This is a genomic window from Pedobacter sp. CFBP9032, assembly GCF_034045265.1.
Lineage (GTDB): Bacteria > Bacteroidota > Bacteroidia > Sphingobacteriales > Sphingobacteriaceae > Pedobacter.
On sequence record NZ_JAXCWE010000002.1, the window covers coordinates 354641 to 378234 of the forward strand.

A 23594-nucleotide genomic window follows, 5' to 3' on the forward strand; every position below is an offset into this window, starting at 1 on the left:
TTTTAAATCAGGGATAAAAATTTTTATTTAAATAAAAAATAGTATCAATAAAATACAAAATCCCATTTTTCGAAAGCACATTTTCATCATGTAGATCTTCGAAAACAATTCCTAAGTCCTCATTAAGATAGTCATTGTTCCGAATATTAATAAAATCATTATAGGATAAAAACTGCTTTACTCGATTTAAGTCTGTAATTTCATCTGAAACAATGAACGCTTGTTTAATTACAGAAAAAAGCACATTATCGATCAATTTAAATCCTAAGAAATCATATGCTGTAGATCGAAAAAAGTAATTATGAATAAGCAGACTATTAAAATAGTCAAGCCAATACTCGTAAAATATGGAATCGTTAGTTTTAATTATTTGGGTATCATCGTATCGATAAACTCTTTGCTCCGCCCCAGCACTTATAAAATTATCTTCAGAAATTTCTTCTAAAAAGAGTAGTTTTTTCTCAATAGCAAAATTTATTAAACCGATTGTCTCTTCACTTTTGAGATACTTTTGTTTTTTAGATCTGACGCTTGCCTTCTCATTTCTTCTAAGGAAATTTTGGACTTCTTTAAGTTGGCTTGTTGACCCAAGCGATCCATCTCCAATAATGATATTTTGTAATTCATCTTTGATGTTTTTCATTAAATATACTCATTCAAATATAAGAAATTTATTTTTATACCTACTTATACCTGAAATGGATAAAGTCGTGTATTATGCTATGGTTTTTATAGCAATCAAAATAAATTGAAAAACTACGTCTGGATAATACCTACATTAAACTTTCGAGTAATCGGTGATTGATTCGCGGCCTCGATGCCCATAGAAATTACTTTTCTGGTCTCCAATGGATCAATAATACCATCTACCCAAAGTCTGGAGGCAGCGTAGTAAGGTGTAGTCTGGCTATCATATTTATCGGTGATTTCTTTTAACAATTCCGCTTCTTTTTCTGGCGTAATCACTTCACCTTTTGCCTTTAATGATGCTTCTTGAATCTGCAATAAGGTTTTAGCTGCCTGTGAGCCGCCCATTACCGCAATTTTAGCCGTTGGCCATGCATAAATTAACCTTGGATCATAAGCTTTTCCACACATGGCATAATTACCAGCACCATAAGAATTCCCAATCACAATTGTAAATTTAGGTACCACAGAATTGGCAACCGCATTCACCATCTTTGCCCCGTCTTTAATAATGCCACCATGTTCAGACCTGCTTCCAACCATAAAGCCAGTTACATCCTGTAAAAAGACCAGCGGGATTTTCTTCTGGTTGCAGTTCATAATGAAGCGGGCAGCTTTGTCTGCGCTATCGGAATAAATCACACCGCCAAATTGCATTTCCCCTTTTTTCGATTTCACCACCTTGCGTTGATTAGCCACAATGCCTACTGCCCAGCCATCAATACGCCCTAAACCGCAAACAATACTCTGGCCGTATCCTTTCTTATATTCTTCAAATTCGGAGTTGTCAACCAAACGGTTGATGAGGTCTAAAATTTCATATTGTTTATCTCTGTTTTCTGGAATGATTCCATACAACTCTTCTTCATTTTCCTTTGGTTTGGCCGGTTTAATGCGATCGAAACCTGCATTCTGCGGCGCGCCTAACATACTCATGATGTTCCTAATACTATCCAGACAAGCTTGATCATTTGGATGCTTGTAATCGGTAACACCTGATATTTCACAGTGAGCGGTTGCGCCTCCCAAAGTTTCGTTATCAACATCTTCTCCTATTGCAGATTTTACCAGGTAGGAACCTGCTAAAAACACCGAACCAGTTTTATCAACAATCATGGCCTCATCACTCATAATGGGTAGATAGGCGCCGCCAGCTACGCATGCCCCCATAATCGCCGAAATTTGTACAATTCCATCTGCCGACATCATTGCATTGTTGCGGAACATTCTTCCGAAATGTTCTTTATCTGGAAAAATTTCATCTTGCATCGGTAAATAAACACCAGCGCTATCAACCAGGTAAATCACCGGAAGTCGGTTTTCCATAGCAATTTCCTGCGCACGGAGATTTTTCTTGGCCGTCATTGGAAACCATGCGCCAGCTTTTACTGTTGCGTCATTGGCTACGATCATACATTGTCTGCCACTTACATATCCAATCCCACAAACTACACCAGCAGATGGACAACCACCCTGATCAACATACATTCCATCGGCGGTGAAAGCACCCACCTCTAAGAATTCACTGTTTTTATCAATGAGATAATCAATCCTTTCACGAGCCAACAACTTACCTTTTTCCTTTTGTTTGGCTGCGTTTTTTTCGCCACCACCAAGGTAAATCTTTTTAAGCTTGGTTCTTAACTCATAAACCAGTTGTTTATTTATGTCTTCGTTCTTATTGAATTCGATATTCATGGTGGCAATTTAAATCTTATTTTGGAATAAAGCATGACGACCAAATTGGTTTCTGGTCTACACTGGTTTTTAACCGCAAAGTGAGCAGAGAGGAAGGCGCAAAGAACGCCAAGCAGGTATTGACACAGTGTATTAGATTCTGGTTTCTATTCTATGTCCTCTATCAAAATCTCCTTGGCGAAACACTAACTTCCTATTTGAAATTAGTAATCAAACAAATAACCTTAGAGAAGCTATCTAATCAATTTTAAACGCTGTGCGCTATAAAAAGATGCTAGTTCACTCAGTAGTAAAACCCGAAAACCCAACTTTGCGCGCTTCGCAAAAAAATCTTCACTTTGCGGTTAACAACCACAAATCATTTTAAAACGATACTTTTGAGGAAATCTCATTAAATGGAGCTAACCATAAATATTCCTGCTTTACTATTCCCGGCAATTAGTTTGATTATGCTGGCTTACACCAATCGTTTTTTGGCTTTGGCAACACTGGTGAGGAGTTTAAAAACGAAATACGAAGAAAGCGAAAAGAATGTCGGTTTACAGCATCAGATCAGAAACCTTCGGTATCGATTAAGATTAATCAAAAACATGCAGGCTTTCGGTGTGCTCAGCTTTGCTTGTTGCTTATTTTGCATGTTTTTCATTTACCTGGAATGGAATATCGTAGCTGAAATCCTGTTTGCATCCAGCCTGATCTTCTTCTTGATCTCATTGATTATCTCTTTGATAGAAATTCAAATCAGCACGAAAGCGCTCGAATTAGAGTTGAGCAATCTGGAAGATTTTGATGATCAATCGTTAGGTGGATTTATTAAAAAGAAATTTAAGAAATAACAATATTGGGCATGTTGAGGTTGTAGGTGTAAAGTCACTACTCCTAGCAACCTAACATATTATTTTAGCTGATGAAGTGGTATAAGAAAACTACTTCGCCAGTAAACGCAGGTTTCTTTTGATCTTCGATTTCCATCTCAATCCCCATATGAACCTTTGTTACGCCACGTAAGTTAACAATAGAGGCTAATTTTGCTTTAAGCCTGATTTTGGCATTTACAAGTACCGGTTGCGCAAACCTTAAACTTTCGATCCCGTAATTGATCTCCATCTTAAGATTCTGAATATCAACAATTTCTTTCCAAAGATATGGAATAAGCGAGAGGGTTAAGTAGCCATGAGCAATTGTAGAGCCAAAAGGTCCTTCATTTTTGGCCTTTTCTTCATCAGTATGAATCCATTGAAAATCTAAGGTAGCATCAGCAAACTTGTTAATCTGTTCTTGTGTGATGGTATGCCACGAAGAAACACCAAGTTCTTTACCTAAATGTTGTTCAAATTCTGCGTGAGATGTAATAATTTGCATTTTTATGAATCTTTTATAGTGATAGCAATTCCGAGAACTGTTAATGTTAACGATTACTTAGATTAAATTTCTTTCCTTAAACCAAACTTCATCCGGCAAAGCCGAAAAATTATCCATTTTATCAATTAGTGTTTCGGCGTTAGTTTCATTGAAAACTAAATCGCGATTGGCAGGCTTTAAAAATTTGCTTTTAACCATCATTTCCATCTGCGCAAATAACGGATCGTAAAATCCATCTACATTTAAAACCCCGATCGGTTTATGATGGAGGCCTAATTGTAGCCAGGTAAGCACTTCGAAAAATTCTTCAAGCGTACCGAAACCGCCAGGTAAAATTACAAAACCATCACTCAAATCTGCCATTTTTTGTTTGCGTTGATGCATATTTTCTGTCAAAATCATTTCGGTAACACCTTTATGGCCTACCTCTTTATCCATCAGAAACTGCGGAATCACGCCGGTAACCAAACCGCCAGCTTCCAAAATGTCGTTCGCCAGAACGCCCATCACACCTACGCTTCCTCCGCCATAAACTAATCTGATCTCTTCCCTGACTAATATATCTGCCAACTGTTTAATGGCTTTACGCAATTGTGGATCTCCATTAAAGTTTGAGCCACAATAAACACAAACTGCCCTGAGCTTATTCATCTGATTTTAAAAATTTAGCGAAGTTAAGATTTTATCCGTTTGCTATAAATTTTTATTCTGCACAAAGCTGTTACTTTAAATTTATTATGATCTACAGTACTTTTTCAATAACGAATTTTATGTCTACTCAATGTTAATTCCAAATAATTGAAGATTTATAAAAAACATCCTCATCTATAGTAATATATCGCCTAAAAATAAAAAGCGCCGAATATTCGACGCTTCTAACCAATAATTGAGAGAAAATATTTAACACCTTCGTAGCTTTTAAAGCGATTAAGATTTAGTTCAAAAAGTTTAGAAACTGTAACGGAAAGTAGCGCCGTACGTTCTTGGATCTCCGAGTACACCTGCATATAAACCTGAATTACCTGCTGCTGCCTGTAATTGCTCATAATAGTTTTTATTGGTCAAGTTTCTACTCCATACAAAAACCGAGAATTTATCAGACTTAAATCCAAGTCTGGCATTTAATAGCGAATATCCCTGAACGTTTAAAACCCTCGATGGTGTAGGATTTGAAGAATAAGTAGAGCGGTAACTGGCATCGCCAGCAATAAAATAACGACCTGGTTTAGTGGCTAAGTTACCTGGCGTGCTAAACTCTGCACCACCGGAAACGTTCCATTTTGAGATACCCGGTAATCTGCCACCGGATGCATCTTTAAATGCGACCTGGGTTGCTACACCATTTACCAGTTCGGTATGGCCGGTTTCTTCTAATGGAAGTGGCGCATTGGTAAAGGTTACATATTTACCATCCAGATAGGCCAAAGCTGCGTTTAAAGTTAAGAAACGTTCCAGTTGATAAGTCCCGTCAATCTCCAACCCTTTAACCTGAACTTTTTCGGCATTGGCAAGATAACCCCTGTTTACACCAAGCTGAGGCGATTGTACATTTGTTTGATAATCTTTAATATCGGTATTAAAAGCTGTTACATTTAATATAGCTCCTTTAAAAGGTTTGGTTTTAACGCCAAGTTCATAGTGTTCTACATATTCGGGCTTCACTACGGCTAATGTTAAATCCGCCTGTCCGTTTGATGTAGTTGGTAAACCACCTACGTTAACCCCGACTGGTTTGTAGGCAGTAGAAAAGGTTGCATAAGCATTTATCTTCGGCGTTGGACGATAGGAAACAGTAATATTTCCTGATAAATTATTATTGTCAACTTTGGTAGCAAACTGTTGATTAGCATAAACTGCTGCTTTAAGTGCCAATAAGGAAGGATCGGTAGTCTGCAAACCGCCATAAGTATTTCTATCGTAATTTACATCTTTTTTATCGTACGTAAATCTTAAACCTGGCAGCACGTGTAAGTGCTCAATTACTTCCCAATCGATTTGTCCAAATACCGCAGCACTTAATGATTTAATAGTTGAATTGGTTCTAATTCCGAATCCATCCAACAAACCTGGCGTGGAGTATAACGCTTGTGCACCGGTACCTGCCGTTTGCACAAATCTCCATTGGTCTTTACCCACCTCTTCAGTTTGACCCAAGCCTTGCAGGTTCTGCCCCAATAAAAACACACCCACCACTCCACTTAACTTTTCAGTAATATTGCCCGCATACCTAACTTCCTGCGAATATTGATCGTGGCGGGAGTTACCTTGTGATTTAGTAAGTGCTGATAATTCGGAAAAATCTCTATCGTTTGTTGGATCCCAATTCCAGAACCTCCATGCCGTGGTGGATGTTAATGTTCCATTGCCAATTTTATAATCAACGTTTAGCGAAATACCACCAATAGATTGGTTATGTCTCCAGGGCGTATTGGTATTAATTTCTCTTGAAAATGGATCAATCTTGGGTTGCTGGTATCCTAAATCTGAAACAATTCTGGCATACTGACGATAGGCGCTTCTTTCGGTGGTGGTTACTCCGGCAATAACTAAAGGATAACCTGCGGGATGCTGAATACTTACATCTCCACTTAATAAGATTTTTAATTTATCAGATGGCGTAAAATATAACTGACCCTTGAAACCTAAATTGTTCTGACCGCTATATCTTCGCTCCTCTCTCGTATTGTAAATGGTCCCATCACGCTGTGTACCAGATATGGAGATTTTTGCTGCAAGATTTTTAGCAACACCTCCAGAAACTGAAGTCTTAGCCTGAATGAAGTTAAAATTACCAACGCTCATTTCAACTTTTGCTGTCGGCGTTTGTGTAGGCTTAGTGGTGGTGATGTTAAAAGCACCTGCCGTTGTATTTTTACCAAACAACGTTCCTTGTGGTCCGCGGATAACCTCGATTTGTTCAATATCAAGGAAATCGGTAGAGGTAGCGGCCGGGCGTGCATGGTAAACGCCATCTACGTAAAAACCTACACCAGGATCAATCCCATCATTCGTTAACCCAAAAGTAGATCCTAATCCCCTGATATTTAACGTGGTATTCCTGGCGTTTGAAGCATACAGTTGTACCGAAGGAACCAATTCTTTTAAACGGTTAACATTGAAGGCGCCAGCATTTTCTGCCGCCTGACCACCGATAACCGTAATTGGAATGGGCACATCCTGTAAAACTTCCGAACGTCTTCTTGAGGTGACTACAATTTCATCAAGTTGGGTATCTTCTACCAATACCAATTCAATTGGAGCCTCCTGAAGTCGTAAAATTTGAAAATCCTGGGGTTTATATCCAACATAACTTACCCGGATATAAAATGGAGGCTGTTGTTTGGCATCGATAGCAAAAGCACCATCTATATCGGTTATGGTAGCAATTTTTGTACCTCTTACCGTAATGGTTGCACCAGGAATCGTAGTACCATTAGTACCTTTAACTATTCCTTTTACTGTATTTTGAGCAAATACGGCAGTTGCAGATAGTATGATTGAAAATAAAATGAGTAAACTTCTTTTCATAATTAATGTGTTGGATTTAGATATTGATTATTTATCCTTTCGGAAACGTTTGGTTTGAGCATTTAGCATATAACAAACTCATTTTTAAATTTTGATCAATTTGCTTCATGATTAATTACATTAAATCTATAGATTTAGTCGACAAATATATTAAAAAAAAGCATTTGCCAAATTTTATTTCGTGAAAATTATTGTTTGAGGGTTTTAGGTTGGAAGTGCTTTCCTAAAATAACACGGAACAATTCGCACCAAAACTAATGATCACGAGAACAAGTGAAAGTTTAATTGCCACGGAAACACAGAATAACACGGAACAATTTGCATCAAAACGAATGAAGTATTGACTATTGAACTAATGAACAATAGAGTTGCCACGGAAACACAGAATAACACGAATCGATTAGGCGCCCAAACTAATGAACTATTGACTATTGAACTAATGAACAATATGGTTGCCACGGAAACACAGAACAACACGGAGCAATTTGTATCAAAACGAATGAACTATTGACTGTTGAACTAATGAACAATAGAGTTGCCACGGAAACACAGAATAACACGGAATAATTTGCATCAAAACGAATGAACTATTGATTATTGAACTAATGAACAATATAGTCGCCACGGAAACACAAAACAACACGGAGCAATTTGCACCAAACCTAATGAACTATTGACTAATGAACATTTTGTTGCCACGGAAACACAGAACGACACGGAGCAATTTGCATCAAAACGAATGAACTATTGACTATTGAACTAATGAACAATATAGTTACCACGGAAACAGAGAATAACACAGAGCAATTTGCACCAAAACTAATGAACTATTGAACTATTGAACTAATGAACAATAATTTTATACCTTATTAACGTAGGAAAAATAAGGGCAAAAAAATGGGGCTATCTTTAAGACGCCCCAATTGTATTATTGTTTTTTTGAAGTTTTGCCAATGCCATTGAACAACTGACAAGAAAGCTTTAGTCTTTCAGCTTAAGCTTTTCAGCTTATCTCGTATAGTTTGGTGCTTCTTTAGTAATGGTGATATCGTGTGGATGACTTTCACGCATACCAGCAGCCGTAATTTGAACAAACTGCGCTTCCTGTAAAGCCTCAATAGTAGCAGCACCGCAATACCCCATACTGGCACGAAGTCCACCGATGTATTGGTACATTACTTCGGCTAAAGTGCCTTTAAAAGGAACGCGGCCAACAATTCCTTCGGGAACTAATTTTTTAATATCATCTTCCACATCCTGGAAATAACGGTCTTTAGAGCCTTGTTCCATCGCTTCGATCGATCCCATACCACGGTAAGATTTAAATTTACGTCCTTCATAAATGATGGTTTCTCCTGGAGATTCTTCCACTCCCGCAAATAATGAACCTGCCATTACTGTATCTGCTCCTGATGCAATGGCTTTTGCAATATCACCAGTGTGTTTAATACCACCATCGGCAATTACCGGAACACCTGTACCTTTCAACGCTTTCGCGCATTCATAAACGGCATACAATTGTGGTACACCTACACCAGCGATAATCCTGGTGGTGCAAATAGAACCTGGACCAATACCAACTTTTACTGCATCGGCGCCTGCATCTGCTAAAAACTTAGCGGCTGCACCAGTGGCGATATTACCGACAATAACCTGTAAGTCAGGATATTTAGCCTTTACTTCTTTTAATTTATCAACTACACCTTTAGAATGACCGTGAGCGGTATCAATGGTTATCACATCAACACCGGCATGAACCAAAGCATCAACACGTTGCAAAGTATCAGCAGTTACGCCAACGGCTGCGCCAACACGTAAGCGTCCCCGTTCATCTTTACAAGCGGCAGGATAATTTTTGACTTTTGAAATATCTTTGAAAGTGATTAAACCACTTAAATAACCATCTTTAGAAACGACTGGTAATTTTTCAATTTTATAATTCTGAAGAATTTCTTCTGCCTGAACTAAATTTGTTCCCTCTGGTGCAGTAATCAGATTTTCTTTTGTCATGACTTCAGCAATTGGCCTGGCCATGTTTTTCTGGAAACGTAAATCGCGATTGGTAATAATCCCAACCAGCTTATTATCGCTGCTTACCACAGGAATGCCACCAATTTTGTGTTCTTTCATGATTTTGAAAGCATCGGCAACCACAGCAGTTTCTAATAATGTAACGGGATCCTGAATCATTCCGCTTTCTGAACGTTTAACTTTACGAACTTCTTCGGCTTGTCTTTCGATCGTCATGTTTTTATGCAACATCCCAATCCCCCCATTTTGCGCAATGGCAATGGCAAGTTCGGCTTCAGTTACGGTGTCCATCGCTGCAGAAATCAATGGAACGTTAAGTTTAATTTTTTTAGTTAAGAAAGTGGCTGTATTGACATCGCGGGGTAGAATTTCGGAATAAGCGGGTACTAGAAGTACGTCGTCATATGTTAAACCTGTTGCAATAAATTTTGTGGAGTCGAGTTGCATAGCAAATAAATTACGATTTATTATTTGCCAGGCAAAGATAAGAAAACTTACTTAATTTTTAAAGGATATTGTGATTTGGATGTAAAGAGATTTTTATATCTATCGCGAAGTGTAGCGCGTCAAGAATTAGCCCCAAAGAAAAAGCATAAATATAGATTGTAATATCATCTTGAGTGATTGCCTTGTTACCTATTGATTAATAATTCAAATTGGACTTACAAGTGGGATAAAATGCAACTATCATGCACTAGGACTCCAATAGAACTCCAATAGAACCCAAGGAAAACCTGACGTTATTTTGTATTTAAAATTACCGTAAAACCGACCTTATTCCTCTTCTGTCTGCTGGAAACGAAACTGATATCAGACCATTTATATATGCTTTGCTGATTTTATTAAAACCTGGATTTTTACCATATTTTTAATGGTGCCTTAAAATGCCATTGTCTTCCCTTAAGAATCCAATGTAACCCAAATAGTACCTCAAGAAATTAGCTTGTTTATTATCTGATTTTTTAATCGCTTGAGATAGTGTTAAATGAATAAGGATAAAAACCTTTACGAAAGAAGTTTTTGGTTTGGATATAAATAGTTTTTAAAAAAGAAGGCGAGTTGCCCCGCTACGTATTCCGCATGGCTTGCTCCGAGTTGTTGTAAATATCAGTAGTTCAAAGAATGAAAGCAAATAACAACGCCTATTAGGCTGAACAATTGGTCTTCATAAAAATATCATTCTTAATCAGAAAAAAACTTTTGGTTTCCATATAATAAATATTACAAAATCTACAAATATTGAATAGATAGTTTTATAATTGTAATACCAAACAAAAAACCAAATGCAGAAAATCGCCCTCAAATTTCTGACCCTCGTGCTATGCATTGGGGTTTCGACTATTTATGCGCAAACTCCACCAACAGTAAAAAAAGAATTTAAATTCGGTAAAATCACCCCTTCTGAATTCGAAACGAAAGCAACAGGAAGAGACTCCTCTGCTTCTGCCATAAAATTATTCGATGTTGGCGATTGTTATTTCGAATACAATCCAACAGGAAGTGGCTTTAATTACGTTTATGAAAGGCACATCCGCTATAAAATTTTAACTAAAAACGGCTATGACCTGGCAAATTTCAAAGTGCAGCTGTACAAACAAAGCAGTCAGGCAAAAGAAGATTTAAGTTTTATGGATGCCGCAACTTACAACATGGTTGATGGTAAAATGGTGATCAGTAAATTAAACAAAGACGCTAAGTTTACAGAAGAGTTTGATAAAAATTACCTTATCAAAAAATTTGCATTGCCAAATGTGAAAGAAGGATCAATCATCGAATTCAAATACAAAATAAAATCAGATTTTATTTTCACCCTCCGTGGTTGGAAATTCCAGAGTGATATCCCAACCTTATGGTCTGAATACAATGTTAAAATACCAGAATACTTTAACTATAAACACAACACCAGTGGGTATTATCAAATCAGTCATCCACTACACCAATCGATAAATGCGAATTATGTAGCTGGATTAACTTCTACAGCAACATATGATAAGTATGTTGTGGAAAACGCACCAGCATTAAAAGATGAGCCTTTCATCACTACGATTGATGACTATATCCCAAAAATAGCTTTCGAGTTAAGGGGAACAAACTTCCCACAAGATATTTACCGGGACTATAATGGCTCTTGGGAAAAAATTATTGCCAATCTAAATCAAGATGAGAATTTCGGATCTTTTATTAGTAAAAACAGCTATGCTAAATCAGTTCTACCGGGAATCCTGAAAACAGAGAAAGATACACTCACTATTGTCAATTCCATTTTTTCTTACGTAAAAAATAACATTAAATGGAATAATGAACATTCAGTTTATACCACTCAATTAAGTCCTAAAAGTATCTTTGAGAAAAAAACAGGTTCATCTGCAGATATTAATTTATGCTTATTAAGTTTACTTAAAGAGGCAAAAATCACTGCTTACCCAGTATTAATCAGCACACGAGACCATGGTGAACATCCTGGTTACCCCGTAATTTCCAGCTTCAATAATGTTGTGCTGGTTACCCAAATTGATAGTACGGTTTACTTCTTAGATGCCACGAATAAAGATTTGCCTGTTGGTATGTTAAGCGATGAAAATCTTAACCACCAGGGCTTCTATATAAATTTAAAAAAAATAACAGGTAATTGGATTTCGACTGAACCAACTTCTTTAAACGAAAAAGTATTTGCGTACAGCTTAAATTTAGACAAAGAAAATAAACTATCAGGTCAGATCAATCAATATTCTAAAGGTTATGTTGCACTAAGCCTTCGCGAAAAATATCGCAGAACCAATAACGATTCAGAATTTGTAAAAAACTTTAAAAGTAACAAAACAGGTTTAGAAGTTAAAAACTATAAAATCCAAAACCTCGATGATTTGGGCGGACTGCTAACCGAATCTATGGATGTTGACATAGAAGATAATGTGGAAGAAGCTGGCAATCTGGTCTACTTTACACCTCTCCTATTCGAACGTACCAAAGAAAATATGTTTAAGCACGAAGAACGAAAGTTTCCTGTAGATTTTGCTTTCCCTTTTAAGGAAACTTATCGCATCACATTAAATTTTCCTGAAGATTATGAGGTAGATAAATTGCCAAAAGGCGGCAACTACAAATTGCCGGATGACAAGGGAAGTTTCTTAATTAGCTACCTTAACGAAGGAAAAACGTTAATGGTTAGAAGTGTCATTACCGTAAATAAATCACTCTACACCTCTGATGAATACTTTGATCTAAAGGAATTATTCAAAACTATTGTAGAAAAACAGGCCGAGCAAATTGTATTTAAAAGGAAATCATAATGAAATACCTATTCACACTAATTTTATTTAGCGCTTGTTTTAGCAAAGTTTTTGCACAAGGCATATATGATGTTGCCAAAATACCAGACGATTTAAAAAAGGATGCTATTGCTGTGGTGCGTAACGAAGAGCAGTTTTTCGACATTAAAAGCCTCGGTAGCGGACAGTACGACTATAAAGTAGCCATCACTATTTTAAATAAAGCGGGTGATGAACTTGCTGAAATGAATGAAGTTTATGATAAGTTTATGATCATTTCCAATATCAAAGCTACTATTTATGATGCAACCGGAAAGAAAATTAAAGATTACAAATCATCCGAGATTAAAGACCAAAGTTTAACCTCAAATTCCTCTATTTATGAAGAGAATAGAATGAAATCGATAAACTTCGTTTCTCTCAGCTATCCCTATACCATAGAATACAGTTTCACTAAAGATTTTAAAGGTTTGTTATATTTTCCTTCATGGAGAGATTTAATGGGTTTTGGTATTGCAGTTGAAAAATCAAGTTACACCATTCAAAAAAACAAAGCCTACCAGCTTAGGTATCTCACAAGCGCAAATCTTAAAACAGATTCGATTGCTATCGGAGATAAGATTCAGTATAAATGGAAAAGCCAAAACGTTAATGCGTTGGTAAGCGAACCATTAAGCAGTGGGCTTGATAATGTAGCCAGCTGGGTAAAAGCATCGCCAAACGATTTTGAGTACGACGGTTCGAAAGGGAATTTCAACAATTGGAAAACTTTTGGAGCATGGATGTATGGATTAAATGAAGGTGGGAATAAGTTACCAGAAACAGCAAAGGCAATTGTTCAGCAACTGATTAAAGATGCTAAGACACCAAAAGATAAAATCAGGATTCTTTATGATCATTTACAGCAAAACACGCGCTATGTAAGTGTACAGTTAGGAATTGGTGGTTTTAGACCCATTTTAGCAGAGAAAGTTGCCCAGGTGAACTATGGCGATTGTAAAGCACTTTCCAATTACATGAAAGCGTTGCTGAATGAAGCCGGAATTTCATCTAATCTGATCGTAATTGGAAATGGAATGCCAGGGCTCAACACTAATTATTCAAGCATGGGACAGGCGAATCACATGATTTTATGCGTGCCGCTAGAAAAGGATACCACCTTTTTAGAATGTACCAGTCAATATGACCCTATGGGATTTATTGGATACAGCAATGCAGACCGAAACGTATTAATGGTTACTGATCAGGGTGGAAAAATAATTCGCACGCCTGTTTATAGTCCAAAAGACAATTATCAAATAAGAAAAACAAATATCAGTTTAGCCGAAGATGGAACTGCCCTATTGGCGATAAAATCCACCTATGCCAATGCTCAATTTGAAGAAAACCTGGGGATAACGCTTTTAGAACCAACAGAACAGCGTAAACAAATTATTCAAAGTAGTAAGGTTCCGGTTGCTGAGTTAATAAACTTTAAATATGTACAACCAGATAAAACGAAGCCGCTTTTATCCGAAGAAATGAATTTCAAGAGCAGCCAGATTTATACTAAATCTGGTGATAAGATTTTTCTAACCATTAATCAAATTAATCGTAAAGAGAGTGTTCCGCCAAAGGTAGAAAATAGAAAAACCTATTTTGCTGTTCCTTATGGTTACAGTGATGAGGATGAGATCAACTTTACACTTCCGAAAGGCTACACCGTAGAGTTTCTTCCGAAGGATATTCAAATCGTTTCAGAATTTGGCACTTACTCGGCCAGGTTTACCGCAAAAGATAACGCAATAACCTATGTACGCACACAAACCATGACTAACAAAAAATATCCACCAGAAAAATACAATGAATATGTAGATTTTTCTAAAAAAATATACCAGGCAGATAAACAGAAAGCAGTTTTAAACAAAGTTTTATAGTTTTACCAAAAAAAAGAATATGATCACAGAAAACCAATATTTTGATGGAAATGTTAAATCATTGGGCTACAATACCAATGAAGGTAAATCAACGATAGGAATCATCAACCCGGGAGAATATGAGTTTGGAACAGCTGATCAAGAAATTATGCACATTATAGAAGGAGAATTATCAGCATTACTCCCAGGCGAAACAGACTGGCAACTTTTTAAAAAAGGCAGTCATTTTGAAGTTCAGGCGAACGCTTCTTTCAAAGTAAAAACTGAAATACAAACGGCTTATCTTTGCCAATACCGTTAAAAACAAACGGGTAGAAAAAAATTTCTACCCGTTTTATGTTTTAATTGAAACTGACTATTTCTTCCCTACCACTACTTCGGTAAAGTCTTCTTTATTTAAATATTTGTTTGCCAATAATTTAATATCTTCAGCAGTTATGGCTTTTACTTTAGCAATGTAATTTTCGTAATAATCGTACCCTAAGCCAAAGAAATGAATGTTTTTGAATTTATCTGCATGAGAGAATACATTTTCCAGGCTTCCTAACATAGATCCCAGCATGTAATTTTTAACCAATGTTAATTCTTCTTCTCCAACCAGCTCATTTTTGAGTATTTCAATCTCTTTGTAAATCTCCGTTAATGCAGCAGCACAAACTTCAGCGCCAACTTCTGTTGCAATAAAAAGATATCCCGCATCTTGCAATGAAGATATTCCAGAGCCAATACCATAGGTATAACCCTTATCTTCACGAATATTATTCATTACGCGCGAACCAAAATATCCACCTAAAACTGTATTTAAGATTTGTAATCCAGCAAAATCTTCATGAGTTCGATTCACTGCTAACTTCCCTATTCTAATTGCAGATTGTATCGCATCTGCACGCTCTTTATAAATAACTGCTCTAGGTGTAGTACTGAAACTAAAACCATTTTTTGTAGCGTGGCCTGGCTCCCAATTTTGGCCAAACTCGCTATTTAACAATTCGAAGCTGGCCTCTTCAAACTTACCTGAAACAATAACCGTACAATTATCAGGCGCATAAGCTGCCTTAAAATAAGCCGTTAAATCTTCACGCTTTAGTTCATCATAATGCCTGGCCTGAATATCAACACCGTAGGCCGTGTTGCCAAAAAGCGCATGTGCAAATTCCTTACGGGCAAGAATATCATTTTTCTTTAGGTTAACCTGCAGTTTTTGTTTTTGATTCTGAATATAAAGATCAATTTCCTGCTGTGGAAACTGGCTATCTGTAAGTACATCTCTCACAATAGGTAAAACAGCTGCCAGGTGTTTATTTAGTGTATAAAGCGTAACTGATGAATGATCCTGCACATACTCAGTTTGGAAAAATGCACCGTAGAAATCTATTTTTTGAGCAATTTCTTTTGATGAAAGTGTACTGGTTCCATTATTTAGCAAAGCACTAACTGCAATCGCCTGCAATGGTTTCTCCACATCCCATTTTACATTATTAAATATAAATTCAATTCTTACCAAATCCTGTTCGCCAGAATAAATGGTGTAAACCGGAACATTGTTATTTAATTTTTTATGGGTAGGCTGAATGAAATTTATGGTCGATACCTGCTTAAAATCAGGTGCAATTTGTCTGTTAAGCATGTTCTTCAGTTAAATAATATAAGGTAGATGATTGTGCTCTGCCAAAAGTTTCATTTGATATTCTTTTAATATCATCGGCAGTTACTTTTAAAAATTCTTTAGCTTCCTGATTTAGCAAGTTGGCATCCCCCAATAGTTCATAATAAGCAAGATTCATGGCTTTATCCAATAAACTCATTTCAGAAAATACCAATACAGATTCTACCTTATTTTTAACCTTTGTTAATTCATCAGAAGAAACCACTTCAGCTTTTAATTTATCCAATTCGGCCCAAATAGCTTTTTCGGCAGTTTCAATTGATACACCTTCTACCAGTTTACCTTCAACAATGAATAATCCAGCATCCAGACTGCTAGAAATGTAGGCGTTGATATCACTAAATAATTTTTGTTCTTTTAACAGGCTGTTGTACAGGCGGGATGATTGTCCTCTCGATAAGATATCCGATAGCAAATCAAATGCATAATAATCGGCATTCAATCTTCCAGGCATTTTAAAAGAAACATAAATTGCATTTAATGGCACATTTGCTTTTACTGTTTCTGTTCTGGCTTCAGTTTGAGTATCTTCCTGTATCAGGTTTCTTTCATACTTATCTCCAGCAGGGATGGGTTCAAACCACTTTTCAGCAAGCTTTTTAACCTCTTCGGTTTTTACATTTCCGCCAACAACTAAAATGGCGTTTTGTGGTGTATAATGTTTTTTAAAAAAGGCTTTAACATCATCCATTGTTGCATTTTCGATGTGTGAAAGTTCTTTGCCAATGGTAGCCCAACGATAGGAATGCTTTTTATAAGCCAGCGGACGCAATTTCAACCAAACATCACCATAAGGTTGGTTCAGGTAACGTTGTTTAAATTCTTCGCTCACTACATTTCGCTGCGTGTCTAAACTTTTCTCAGAGAATGCTAAACTTAACATCCGATCACTTTCTAACCAAAAAGCCGTCTCTATATTCTCAGATGGTAAAGTGATGTAATAGTTGGTGATGTCGTTACTGGTAAAGGCATTATTTTCTCCACCTACTCTTTGCAAAGGCTCATCATAGTTTGGAATATTAACCGATCCGCCAAACATTAAATGCTCAAATAAGTGTGCAAAACCAGTTTTTTCAGGGTCCTCATCACGAGCTCCCACATCATATAAAATATTTAAAACCGCCATTGGAGTTGTTGGATCTTCATGAACCAAAACCTTTAATCCATTGGCTAGCGTAAAACGATTAAAATCTACCATAGGCAACAAAGATAGCCGAATTGTTGAATTGCTAAATTGTTTGATAACTTAAACAGCAAATTAATTATTACTTTTTTCTATGTTTTAGTTAGACGATGCAAATATCTTTTGTAATTTCTTTATTACATTTAATTATTTACTTTTATAAAAAAATTAAACCACAAAAACATGATCACTTATGTTATAATATCGCTCATCTTAATTATTATAAGCCTTTGTTTAATCAATTTTAGAAAAGAAAGTCCTTGGCGTCAAAATCATAACCAAACATTAAGCTTTATTATTTCGCTCATTTCTACTTTTACAGGATTATTTATTGCCTTATCCGTAAATACTTTTCTAGATAACATTAACAAAAAGGATAACTTAACTAAGCTGCTAAACACCACCAATCTAGCGATAGAAAATTGCCAGATGAAAACCAAGGGAATGTATTTAAATACTTCAAATTCTGGAGTGAATTTAACCGAAACCTTGAAGAAAACGCCGGTTACGTTGCCAAAATTATACCCGCAACTCGAAACCAATAACCTGGTTAATGATTATTTTACACCAAATGCTTTTCAGGCTTATATTGTTTGTATAGATAACATGGAAACCTTTGTTAAAAACCTTGGCAATACAGAACAAACTAACAATGGAACTAAAATAGAGATCCTTAACAGGTATCTAAAATATTTAGAATTCGCTAAAAGCCTTAATCAATTAGAGATTGAAAGACTTGAAGGAAACATAACAGAAAAACAAGAAACCAGTTCTTTAAAAATAATAGTTGACCAATTTACTACATCAAAATAACATGAAAAATATCATCATCATTTGCCTGTTGGCCTTTAGCTTATCATCATGCAATACAGCTCCAAAAAGCGAGGAAAAAATTGATTTTACTAAATCTTACGAATCTGCTGCACTAGCACTTACCGATGCTAAATTAAACTATGATGCCGCACTGGCCAGTAACGATACCGCAAGAATAGCCGCTGCCAAAATCAAATTAGAAACAGCTAAAACCACCTATTTAAAAAGTAAAATCTATTATACCGCAAATGGAGGTATAGTAAATGCAGAAGATGAACAAATGCTTGGTAAAACGAATATTGCTTTAGGTAAACCTGTTAACGATACCACCACTGCACCATTAAGTAACTTAGAACAAACGCCAGTCGCCGTTGCGGCTAAGAAGCTTATAGATAGCGGTAAAATTAATGCCGACAAAAAAATAAAACAGGTAGCGAGCGCAATAACCACTGGCGAAAACACGGTTAAACATGTTTCAGATGCAGTTAACACTGGCCAAAAAACAGTTAAAAGTAATGTGATCAAGGCCAATGAAAGTTTAACAAAAGCTAGCGACAGCACAAAAAAGCGTTTAGAAGAATTAAAAAAACAAGGAAACGATTTGCGAAACCTATTTAAACCTAAGGCAGATACAAACTAAAAATAATTAGGGCTGCCTTGTTTTTTTATAAAACTGTGATTATAGTGCTACTTATTTCGAGTATTTTTGTTTCATGAATACAGCCGATTTACTGCAACGGGCGCTACATTTTGATTTTCTAACGCAAGAAGAAGGTGTACACTTGTACCACCATGCCGACACACCATCATTGATGTTCGTGGCCAATGAATTAAGAAAAATTCAGGTTCCGAGTGGTAAGGTAACCTGGCAAATTGATAGAAATGTAAACACCACCAATGTTTGTATCGCCAACTGTAAATTCTGTAATTTCTTTAGAAGGCCTGGTCATGATGAAAGTTACATCACTGATATTGAAACCTATAAAGTAAAAATTGAAGAGACTTTCCGCTTAGGTGGCGATCAGCTTTTACTTCAGGGTGGTCACCATCCGGATTTAGGCCTTAATTTTTATGCTGATCTTTTTAGAAAACTCAAAGAATTATATCCTGATTTAAAACTGCATGCTTTAGGTCCGCCGGAAATTGCACACGTAGCAAAACTCGAAGGCATTAGCCATACTGAAGTTTTAAGCGCTTTAAAAGAGGCAGGCATGGATTCTCTGCCAGGTGCAGGAGCCGAAATTCTGAACGATCGTGTTCGCCGATTAATATCTAAAGGAAAGTGCGGTGGCCAGGAATGGCTGGATGTAATGCGGGCTTGCCATCAGTTAGACATTACTACCTCTGCAACCATGATGTTTGGACACGTAGAAACCATCGAAGAACGTTTCGAACATTTAGTATGGATTCGCCAGGTACAAAGCGAAAAACCAGCTGATGCAAATGGTTTCTTAGCCTTTATTCCGTGGCCTTTTCAGGATGATGGCACATTATTAAAGAGATTGCGTGGCATTAGTAATAATGTAACTGCCGATGAATACATCCGGATGATTGCTTTAAGCAGAATTATGTTGCCAAATGTAAAAAACATTCAGGCCAGTTGGTTAACCGTTGGAAAAACCACGGCACAACTTTGCTTACATGCTGGTGCGAATGATTTTGGTTCGATTATGATTGAAGAAAATGTAGTTTCGGCAGCAGGTGCACCACACCGTTTCACTGCAAATGGCATTCAGCAATCTATTAAAGCCGCAGGCTTTGAACCACAACTCCGCGGACAAAAATACAATTACCGCGATTTACCAGAACACCTGGAAGAACAGGTAATTACTTATTAAGACCTTTATAAATCAGTGAAAGTTTATTTCAAAGGGTAGTCAAAAATGCTGAAAGAAATAGCCTCAGGCAGCCTATCGGGATCTTTAAACTAAGAGAGAAAGTGCTTACAATAAGAATTCTTCGCGGTTAGGGATTTATTTTTTCGGTGCTGAACAAAGTTAGTTGGTAGAAATGCAAGGCCCCTTTACTGCGCTCTGCATGAATATCGCTATAGCCACCCTACTATCTAGCATAGGAGATGATGGAAGGAGAAGCCGTTGAAATTTTTGCACTAACGATTCACCCCCCAACCAGCTATCACCATTCTGCTCGCTTAAATAGTTTTCCCGCAGATTAAGAAGATTTACGCAGAATCATGATGGTAAATATCTGCGGTAATCATTTAGATTTGCGGGACCAAATTTGCATTATGCCGTAGGACGGTTAACACTCCAGCGACCGCCACCCTGCTATAACCACATGCTATTACCACCATGCTCTCCGGCCTAGGAGATGATGGAAGGAGAAGCCGTTGAAATTTTTGCACTAACGGTTCAAATACCCTCTACCCAAGGTAGCGCGAACGGCTCCTAAGATAAATCCTTTATTAAAAACAAATCGAGCCCTTGTGCTACCGCCATTTAAATTTTGACGTGCTAATCCAACATCAGATCCAAGCCTTGATTTTTTTGTTACTTTTTTGATCAAGCAAAAAAGTAAGAGCCCTTCGGCGGCAAGCCGAGGCAAGCCAAGCGCAGCGGAAAAAACAGCCAGTTTAAAAACAACCCTGCGGGCACCACTCCAATGGAGGGGAATTGCAAACGCACCCAGCTATCGCCACCCTACTTGCTTAAATAGTTTTCCCGCAGATTAAGAAGATTTACGCAGAATCATGATGGTCAAAATCTGAGGTAATCATTTAGATTTGCGGGACCAAATTTGCATTATGCCGTAGGACGGTTAACACTCCAGCGATTGATACCCTGCTATGACCACATGCTATTGCCATACTGCTATCCGGCCTAGGAGATGATGGAAGGAGAAGCCGTTGAAATTATTGCACTCCCGTTCAAATACCCTCTACCCAAGGTAGCGCGAACGGCTCCTCAAACAAATCTTTATTACAAAGCAAATCGAGCCCTTGCGCTACCGCGATCTAAATTTCGACGCGCTAATCCAACATCAGATCCAAGCCTTGATTTTTTTGTTACTTTTTTGATCAAGCAAAAAAGTAAAAGCCCTTCGGCGGCCAGCCGAGGAAAGCCAAGCGCAGCGGAAAAAGTTTACGGCAGGTGATGACACCAGCCGGTAGATGAATGCTACAAAAAAATGTCTTTTACGCTTCGGTTTAAAAGGATTTTATTTTGTCCTGGCCGGACGGGCCTTTTTTCTTTTGACAGCAAAAGAAACAAAACTGCCGGCTCGCAATTTTTTTATCCAAGTCAGTAGCTGGGCTAGGTCAGTGCCATCCCAAAAAATTGACCATGCCGGTCTAAGAGCAGAACGAAGAAACGGTGGTTTGGCCTTGCTGGGGTAGTGATAGCGATCGCCATTCTTGTTATAAGTCTAAGTCTGCATCCTAATTCTCATCGTGCTATTGGCACCTCGCTTTCCGGCCTAGGAGATGATGGAAGGAGAAGCCGTTGAAATTTTTGCACCTCCGTTCAAATACCTCTACCCAAGGTAGCGCGAACGGCTCCTAAGATAAATCTTTTATTAAAAACAAATCGAGCCCTTGCGCTACCGCCATTTAAATTTCGACGTGCTAATCCAACATCAAATCCAAGCCTTGATTGTTTGGTTCTTTATTATCAAGAATAAAGAACAAGCCCTTCGGCGGCCAGCCGAGGCAAGCCTGCGCAGCGGAAAAAACAAATTACCCTTCCCTAAAATACACCTCACACAACCCCTTCCCTAACTTCAAAAAACCCCCAACCAATTCCACAACATTAACAATTCTCCCATCAAAAGAAAAATCCTTCTCATCACACTGCCGACTAACACTTCCCATCATCATCTTTAATAGCATTTCATTTTCCTTATTCAAACAAAAATGATTCAAAGGCTTAGACGAAAAACAAGCACATAGATAAAGCAAGCGATCGAGGTTACGGAGGCGAGGCTGATAATCCATAAACACAAAAATAAGCCCCATGCAAATCTGTTCCACTGCCTGGTGCAATAAAAAAACACCCGCATGATCATGCCCATGAGTAATCGCCTGCTCTGCGGCCGCGAAAAAACCATTTGCCATCTGGCTTCGGTTGCGCCAATGCACGATGGCCCTGCCCAATCGCCTTTTAGGATTTGGCTGCTGCAATCCCGATATCTCTGCCACCCCAGGTACGGTATAGCACAATTTACCCTGATTCATTACGCTAGCAAAGTAACCATTCCGATGGTTTAGGTGTTTCAACAAAGTGGCCTGCCCATGCACTTGTACTATCACCTTTGCCACAGCAAAAGCACGATCAGCAAAATCTTGCACATCGCTTTCTATGGCCTCACTGCCATCGGTAAGCATTAAAAGGTAGTAAGTACGCTGCATTTGCCGCTTCGCCTTACAAAAAACACTGTTCACTTGCTCCTTCTTCGTTAACTTACCAAACTGATAAATTTGTAAGGGGGCATAGGCCTGCACCAATTGTGCAATTAAAGCTTTAAGTGGCTGTTGCTGTTCTGTTTCGGAGGCTTTAATTTTTTGCTTCATAACTCGTATTTATTTACGAGTCTAAGAGATAATCAGAACACTGTAACGGGCTCTATCTACCATTCTACCAGGCTTCTCACGGCCCCGCCAACGGGTTTACAATAGAGCCCATAGCGCTACAGTGCCAACAAAAATAGGCAAAATATCACTACAGGCATTCATCTATTGTCTCGTTGGCTGTGAATTGTGAGAATTTGGTAGCCGAGACTCTTTGTGATACCTTATTAATTAAATCAAATATAATAAAAAATACTCCTAATTAAGAGTAATATTAACTTATCTTTTTCTACAGTTTTATTTCAGATACAAATTCACCATTGATGCTGAAAAAAGACAAGAAAGTTATACCTACAGAAATAAAGAAAATTGGACTGCGTTTAAAAGGAATTCGTAAAAGTTTAGGATATGGAAATTCTGATGATTTTGCTAATCACTATGGTTTAAATAGATCTCAATATGGCAAATATGAAACAGGTTCAGAAGATTTAAGAATTAGCTCATTACTTAAGATTTTGGAGAAATTAAATATGGATCTCCCAACATTTTTCAATGCGGAATTTGAAAATCTTTAACGCGCTATTCATTTGAGGTTTAGGTATAAAAATGAATCGGCAGGAGAAAAAGAGCAAGAGATATTGAAGAATAAATAAAATCAACTTATAAAGTAAAAGGCCCATTCAGGAATTATTGCCTACTGCAAACCTTATGTTGCCTACTGCTAACCTTATGTTGCCTACTGCAAACCTTGTGTTGCTTACTGCAAACCTTATGTTGCTTACTGCAAACCTTATGTTGCTTACTGCAAACCTTATGTTGCCTACTGCAAACCTTATGTTGCCTACTGCAAACCTTATGTTGCCTACTGTAAACCTTATGTTGCCTACTGTAAACCTTATGTTGCTTACTGCAAACG

18 protein-coding genes are annotated in these 23594 nt (G+C 37.5%); 9 read left to right on the forward strand and 9 right to left on the reverse strand.

Going from position 1 to position 23594, the window contains the following annotated elements; translation table 11 throughout:
- Positions 1 to 7 precede the first annotated feature (7 nt).
- Complete coding sequence (locus SOM16_RS05325) at positions 8 to 643, reverse strand: hypothetical protein (protein WP_320462954.1); 636 nt, start codon at positions 641 to 643, stop codon at positions 8 to 10.
- Between the two features lie 113 nt (positions 644 to 756).
- A complete protein-coding gene (locus SOM16_RS05330) occupies positions 757 to 2385 on the reverse strand; it encodes an acyl-CoA carboxylase subunit beta (protein ID WP_320462955.1) in 1629 nt (542 codons plus the stop codon).
- Between the two features lie 395 nt (positions 2386 to 2780).
- Here SOM16_RS05330 and SOM16_RS05335 point away from each other — a divergent pair, with 395 nt between their 5' ends.
- Entirely contained in the window at positions 2781 to 3221 is a 441-nt protein-coding gene (locus tag SOM16_RS05335; protein WP_320462956.1) for a DUF2721 domain-containing protein, read from the forward strand.
- A 64-nt stretch (positions 3222 to 3285) separates the two neighbouring features.
- On the opposite strand, the gene SOM16_RS05340 is transcribed toward SOM16_RS05335, so the two are convergent.
- The 4 genes from SOM16_RS05340 to guaB all read right to left on the reverse strand — a co-directional run bounded on the left by SOM16_RS05340 (position 3286) and on the right by guaB (position 9753).
- Positions 3286 to 3747, reverse strand: coding sequence for a MaoC family dehydratase (locus SOM16_RS05340; RefSeq protein WP_320462957.1), 462 nt, complete (start codon positions 3745 to 3747; stop codon positions 3286 to 3288).
- Positions 3748 to 3804: 57 nt separating this feature from the next.
- Complete coding sequence (locus SOM16_RS05345) at positions 3805 to 4398, reverse strand: TIGR00730 family Rossman fold protein (RefSeq protein WP_320462958.1); 594 nt, start codon at positions 4396 to 4398, stop codon at positions 3805 to 3807.
- A 297-nt stretch (positions 4399 to 4695) separates the two neighbouring features.
- Complete coding sequence (locus SOM16_RS05350; RefSeq protein ID WP_320462959.1) at positions 4696 to 7275, reverse strand: TonB-dependent receptor; 2580 nt, start codon at positions 7273 to 7275, stop codon at positions 4696 to 4698.
- Positions 7276 to 8283: 1008 nt separating this feature from the next.
- On the reverse strand, positions 8284 to 9753 hold the full coding sequence (gene guaB / locus SOM16_RS05355; RefSeq protein WP_132534638.1) for an IMP dehydrogenase: 1470 nt from the start codon (positions 9751 to 9753) through the stop codon (positions 8284 to 8286).
- A gap of 836 nt (positions 9754 to 10589) precedes the next feature.
- Between guaB and SOM16_RS05360 the strand changes: the two genes are divergently transcribed.
- From SOM16_RS05360 to SOM16_RS05370, 3 genes are read left to right on the forward strand one after another with little or no spacing between them, the layout of a single operon-like run.
- Positions 10590 to 12596 (forward strand): DUF3858 domain-containing protein, encoded by a 2007-nt coding sequence (locus SOM16_RS05360; protein WP_320462960.1) that lies wholly within the window; start codon positions 10590 to 10592, stop codon positions 12594 to 12596.
- Positions 12596 to 14491 carry a DUF3857 domain-containing protein gene (locus tag SOM16_RS05365; RefSeq protein WP_320462961.1) on the forward strand — a complete coding sequence of 632 codons (1896 nt, stop codon included), beginning with the start codon at positions 12596 to 12598 and terminating at the stop codon, positions 14489 to 14491. The genes SOM16_RS05360 and SOM16_RS05365 overlap by 1 nt, the downstream gene beginning before the upstream one ends.
- A 19-nt stretch (positions 14492 to 14510) precedes the next feature.
- Positions 14511 to 14792: a pyrimidine/purine nucleoside phosphorylase gene (locus SOM16_RS05370; protein ID WP_320462962.1), complete on the forward strand. Its 282-nt coding sequence runs from the start codon at positions 14511 to 14513 to the stop codon at positions 14790 to 14792.
- A gap of 54 nt (positions 14793 to 14846) precedes the next feature.
- Here the strand turns inward: SOM16_RS05370 and SOM16_RS05375 are convergent, their stop codons facing one another.
- Together SOM16_RS05375 and SOM16_RS05380 are read right to left on the reverse strand one after the other, a co-directional pair.
- Positions 14847 to 16118 carry a pitrilysin family protein gene (locus SOM16_RS05375; RefSeq protein WP_320462963.1) on the reverse strand — a complete coding sequence of 424 codons (1272 nt, stop codon included), beginning with the start codon at positions 16116 to 16118 and terminating at the stop codon, positions 14847 to 14849.
- Complete coding sequence (locus tag SOM16_RS05380) at positions 16111 to 17355, reverse strand: pitrilysin family protein (protein ID WP_320462964.1); 1245 nt, start codon at positions 17353 to 17355, stop codon at positions 16111 to 16113. The genes SOM16_RS05375 and SOM16_RS05380 overlap by 8 nt, the downstream gene beginning before the upstream one ends.
- A 168-nt stretch (positions 17356 to 17523) precedes the next feature.
- Between SOM16_RS05380 and SOM16_RS05385 the strand changes: the two genes are divergently transcribed.
- The 4 genes from SOM16_RS05385 to SOM16_RS05400 all read left to right on the forward strand — a co-directional run bounded on the left by SOM16_RS05385 (position 17524) and on the right by SOM16_RS05400 (position 21267).
- On the forward strand, positions 17524 to 18153 hold the full coding sequence (locus SOM16_RS05385) for a hypothetical protein (protein WP_320462965.1): 630 nt from the start codon (positions 17524 to 17526) through the stop codon (positions 18151 to 18153).
- A gap of 1 nt (position 18154) precedes the next feature.
- Positions 18155 to 18793: a hypothetical protein gene (locus SOM16_RS05390; RefSeq protein ID WP_320462966.1), complete on the forward strand. Its 639-nt coding sequence runs from the start codon at positions 18155 to 18157 to the stop codon at positions 18791 to 18793.
- 73 nt (positions 18794 to 18866) lie between these two features.
- On the forward strand, positions 18867 to 19991 hold the full coding sequence (locus tag SOM16_RS05395) for a CofH family radical SAM protein (protein WP_320462967.1): 1125 nt from the start codon (positions 18867 to 18869) through the stop codon (positions 19989 to 19991).
- Between the two features lie 1009 nt (positions 19992 to 21000).
- Complete coding sequence (locus SOM16_RS05400; RefSeq protein WP_320462968.1) at positions 21001 to 21267, forward strand: hypothetical protein; 267 nt, start codon at positions 21001 to 21003, stop codon at positions 21265 to 21267.
- Positions 21268 to 21847: 580 nt separating this feature from the next.
- Here SOM16_RS05400 and SOM16_RS05405 read toward each other — a convergent pair.
- A complete protein-coding gene (locus tag SOM16_RS05405) occupies positions 21848 to 22681 on the reverse strand; it encodes a hypothetical protein (protein WP_320462969.1) in 834 nt (277 codons plus the stop codon).
- 320 nt (positions 22682 to 23001) lie between these two features.
- On the opposite strand from SOM16_RS05405, the gene SOM16_RS05410 reads away from it, so the two are divergent.
- On the forward strand, positions 23002 to 23253 hold the full coding sequence (locus SOM16_RS05410; RefSeq protein WP_320462970.1) for a helix-turn-helix transcriptional regulator: 252 nt from the start codon (positions 23002 to 23004) through the stop codon (positions 23251 to 23253).
- Positions 23254 to 23594 lie beyond the last annotated feature (341 nt).

Excerpts from the sequence above, each read along its gene's own strand:
- SOM16_RS05410 (WP_320462970.1), top strand. The coding sequence starts at position 23,002 with ATGCTGAAAAAAGACAAGAAAGTTATACCTACAGAAATAAAGAAAATT.
- SOM16_RS05375 (WP_320462963.1), bottom strand. The coding sequence starts at position 16,118 with ATGCTTAACAGACAAATTGCACCTGATTTTAAGCAGGTATCGACCATA.
- SOM16_RS05395 (WP_320462967.1), top strand. The coding sequence starts at position 18,867 with ATGAATACAGCCGATTTACTGCAACGGGCGCTACATTTTGATTTTCTA.
- SOM16_RS05345 (WP_320462958.1), bottom strand. The coding sequence starts at position 4,398 with ATGAATAAGCTCAGGGCAGTTTGTGTTTATTGTGGCTCAAACTTTAAT.
- SOM16_RS05385 (WP_320462965.1), top strand. The coding sequence starts at position 17,524 with ATGATCACTTATGTTATAATATCGCTCATCTTAATTATTATAAGCCTT.
- SOM16_RS05330 (WP_320462955.1), bottom strand. The coding sequence starts at position 2,385 with ATGAATATCGAATTCAATAAGAACGAAGACATAAATAAACAACTGGTT.
- SOM16_RS05340 (WP_320462957.1), bottom strand. The coding sequence starts at position 3,747 with ATGCAAATTATTACATCTCACGCAGAATTTGAACAACATTTAGGTAAA.
- guaB (WP_132534638.1), bottom strand. The coding sequence starts at position 9,753 with ATGCAACTCGACTCCACAAAATTTATTGCAACAGGTTTAACATATGAC.
- SOM16_RS05390 (WP_320462966.1), top strand. The coding sequence starts at position 18,155 with ATGAAAAATATCATCATCATTTGCCTGTTGGCCTTTAGCTTATCATCA.
- SOM16_RS05350 (WP_320462959.1), bottom strand. The coding sequence starts at position 7,275 with ATGAAAAGAAGTTTACTCATTTTATTTTCAATCATACTATCTGCAACT.
- SOM16_RS05405 (WP_320462969.1), bottom strand. The coding sequence starts at position 22,681 with ATGAAGCAAAAAATTAAAGCCTCCGAAACAGAACAGCAACAGCCACTT.
- SOM16_RS05400 (WP_320462968.1), top strand. The coding sequence starts at position 21,001 with ATGATGGAAGGAGAAGCCGTTGAAATTATTGCACTCCCGTTCAAATAC.
- SOM16_RS05360 (WP_320462960.1), top strand. The coding sequence starts at position 10,590 with ATGCAGAAAATCGCCCTCAAATTTCTGACCCTCGTGCTATGCATTGGG.
- SOM16_RS05335 (WP_320462956.1), top strand. The coding sequence starts at position 2,781 with ATGGAGCTAACCATAAATATTCCTGCTTTACTATTCCCGGCAATTAGT.
- SOM16_RS05325 (WP_320462954.1), bottom strand. The coding sequence starts at position 643 with ATGAAAAACATCAAAGATGAATTACAAAATATCATTATTGGAGATGGA.
- SOM16_RS05370 (WP_320462962.1), top strand. The coding sequence starts at position 14,511 with ATGATCACAGAAAACCAATATTTTGATGGAAATGTTAAATCATTGGGC.
- SOM16_RS05365 (WP_320462961.1), top strand. The coding sequence starts at position 12,596 with ATGAAATACCTATTCACACTAATTTTATTTAGCGCTTGTTTTAGCAAA.
- SOM16_RS05380 (WP_320462964.1), bottom strand. The coding sequence starts at position 17,355 with ATGGTAGATTTTAATCGTTTTACGCTAGCCAATGGATTAAAGGTTTTG.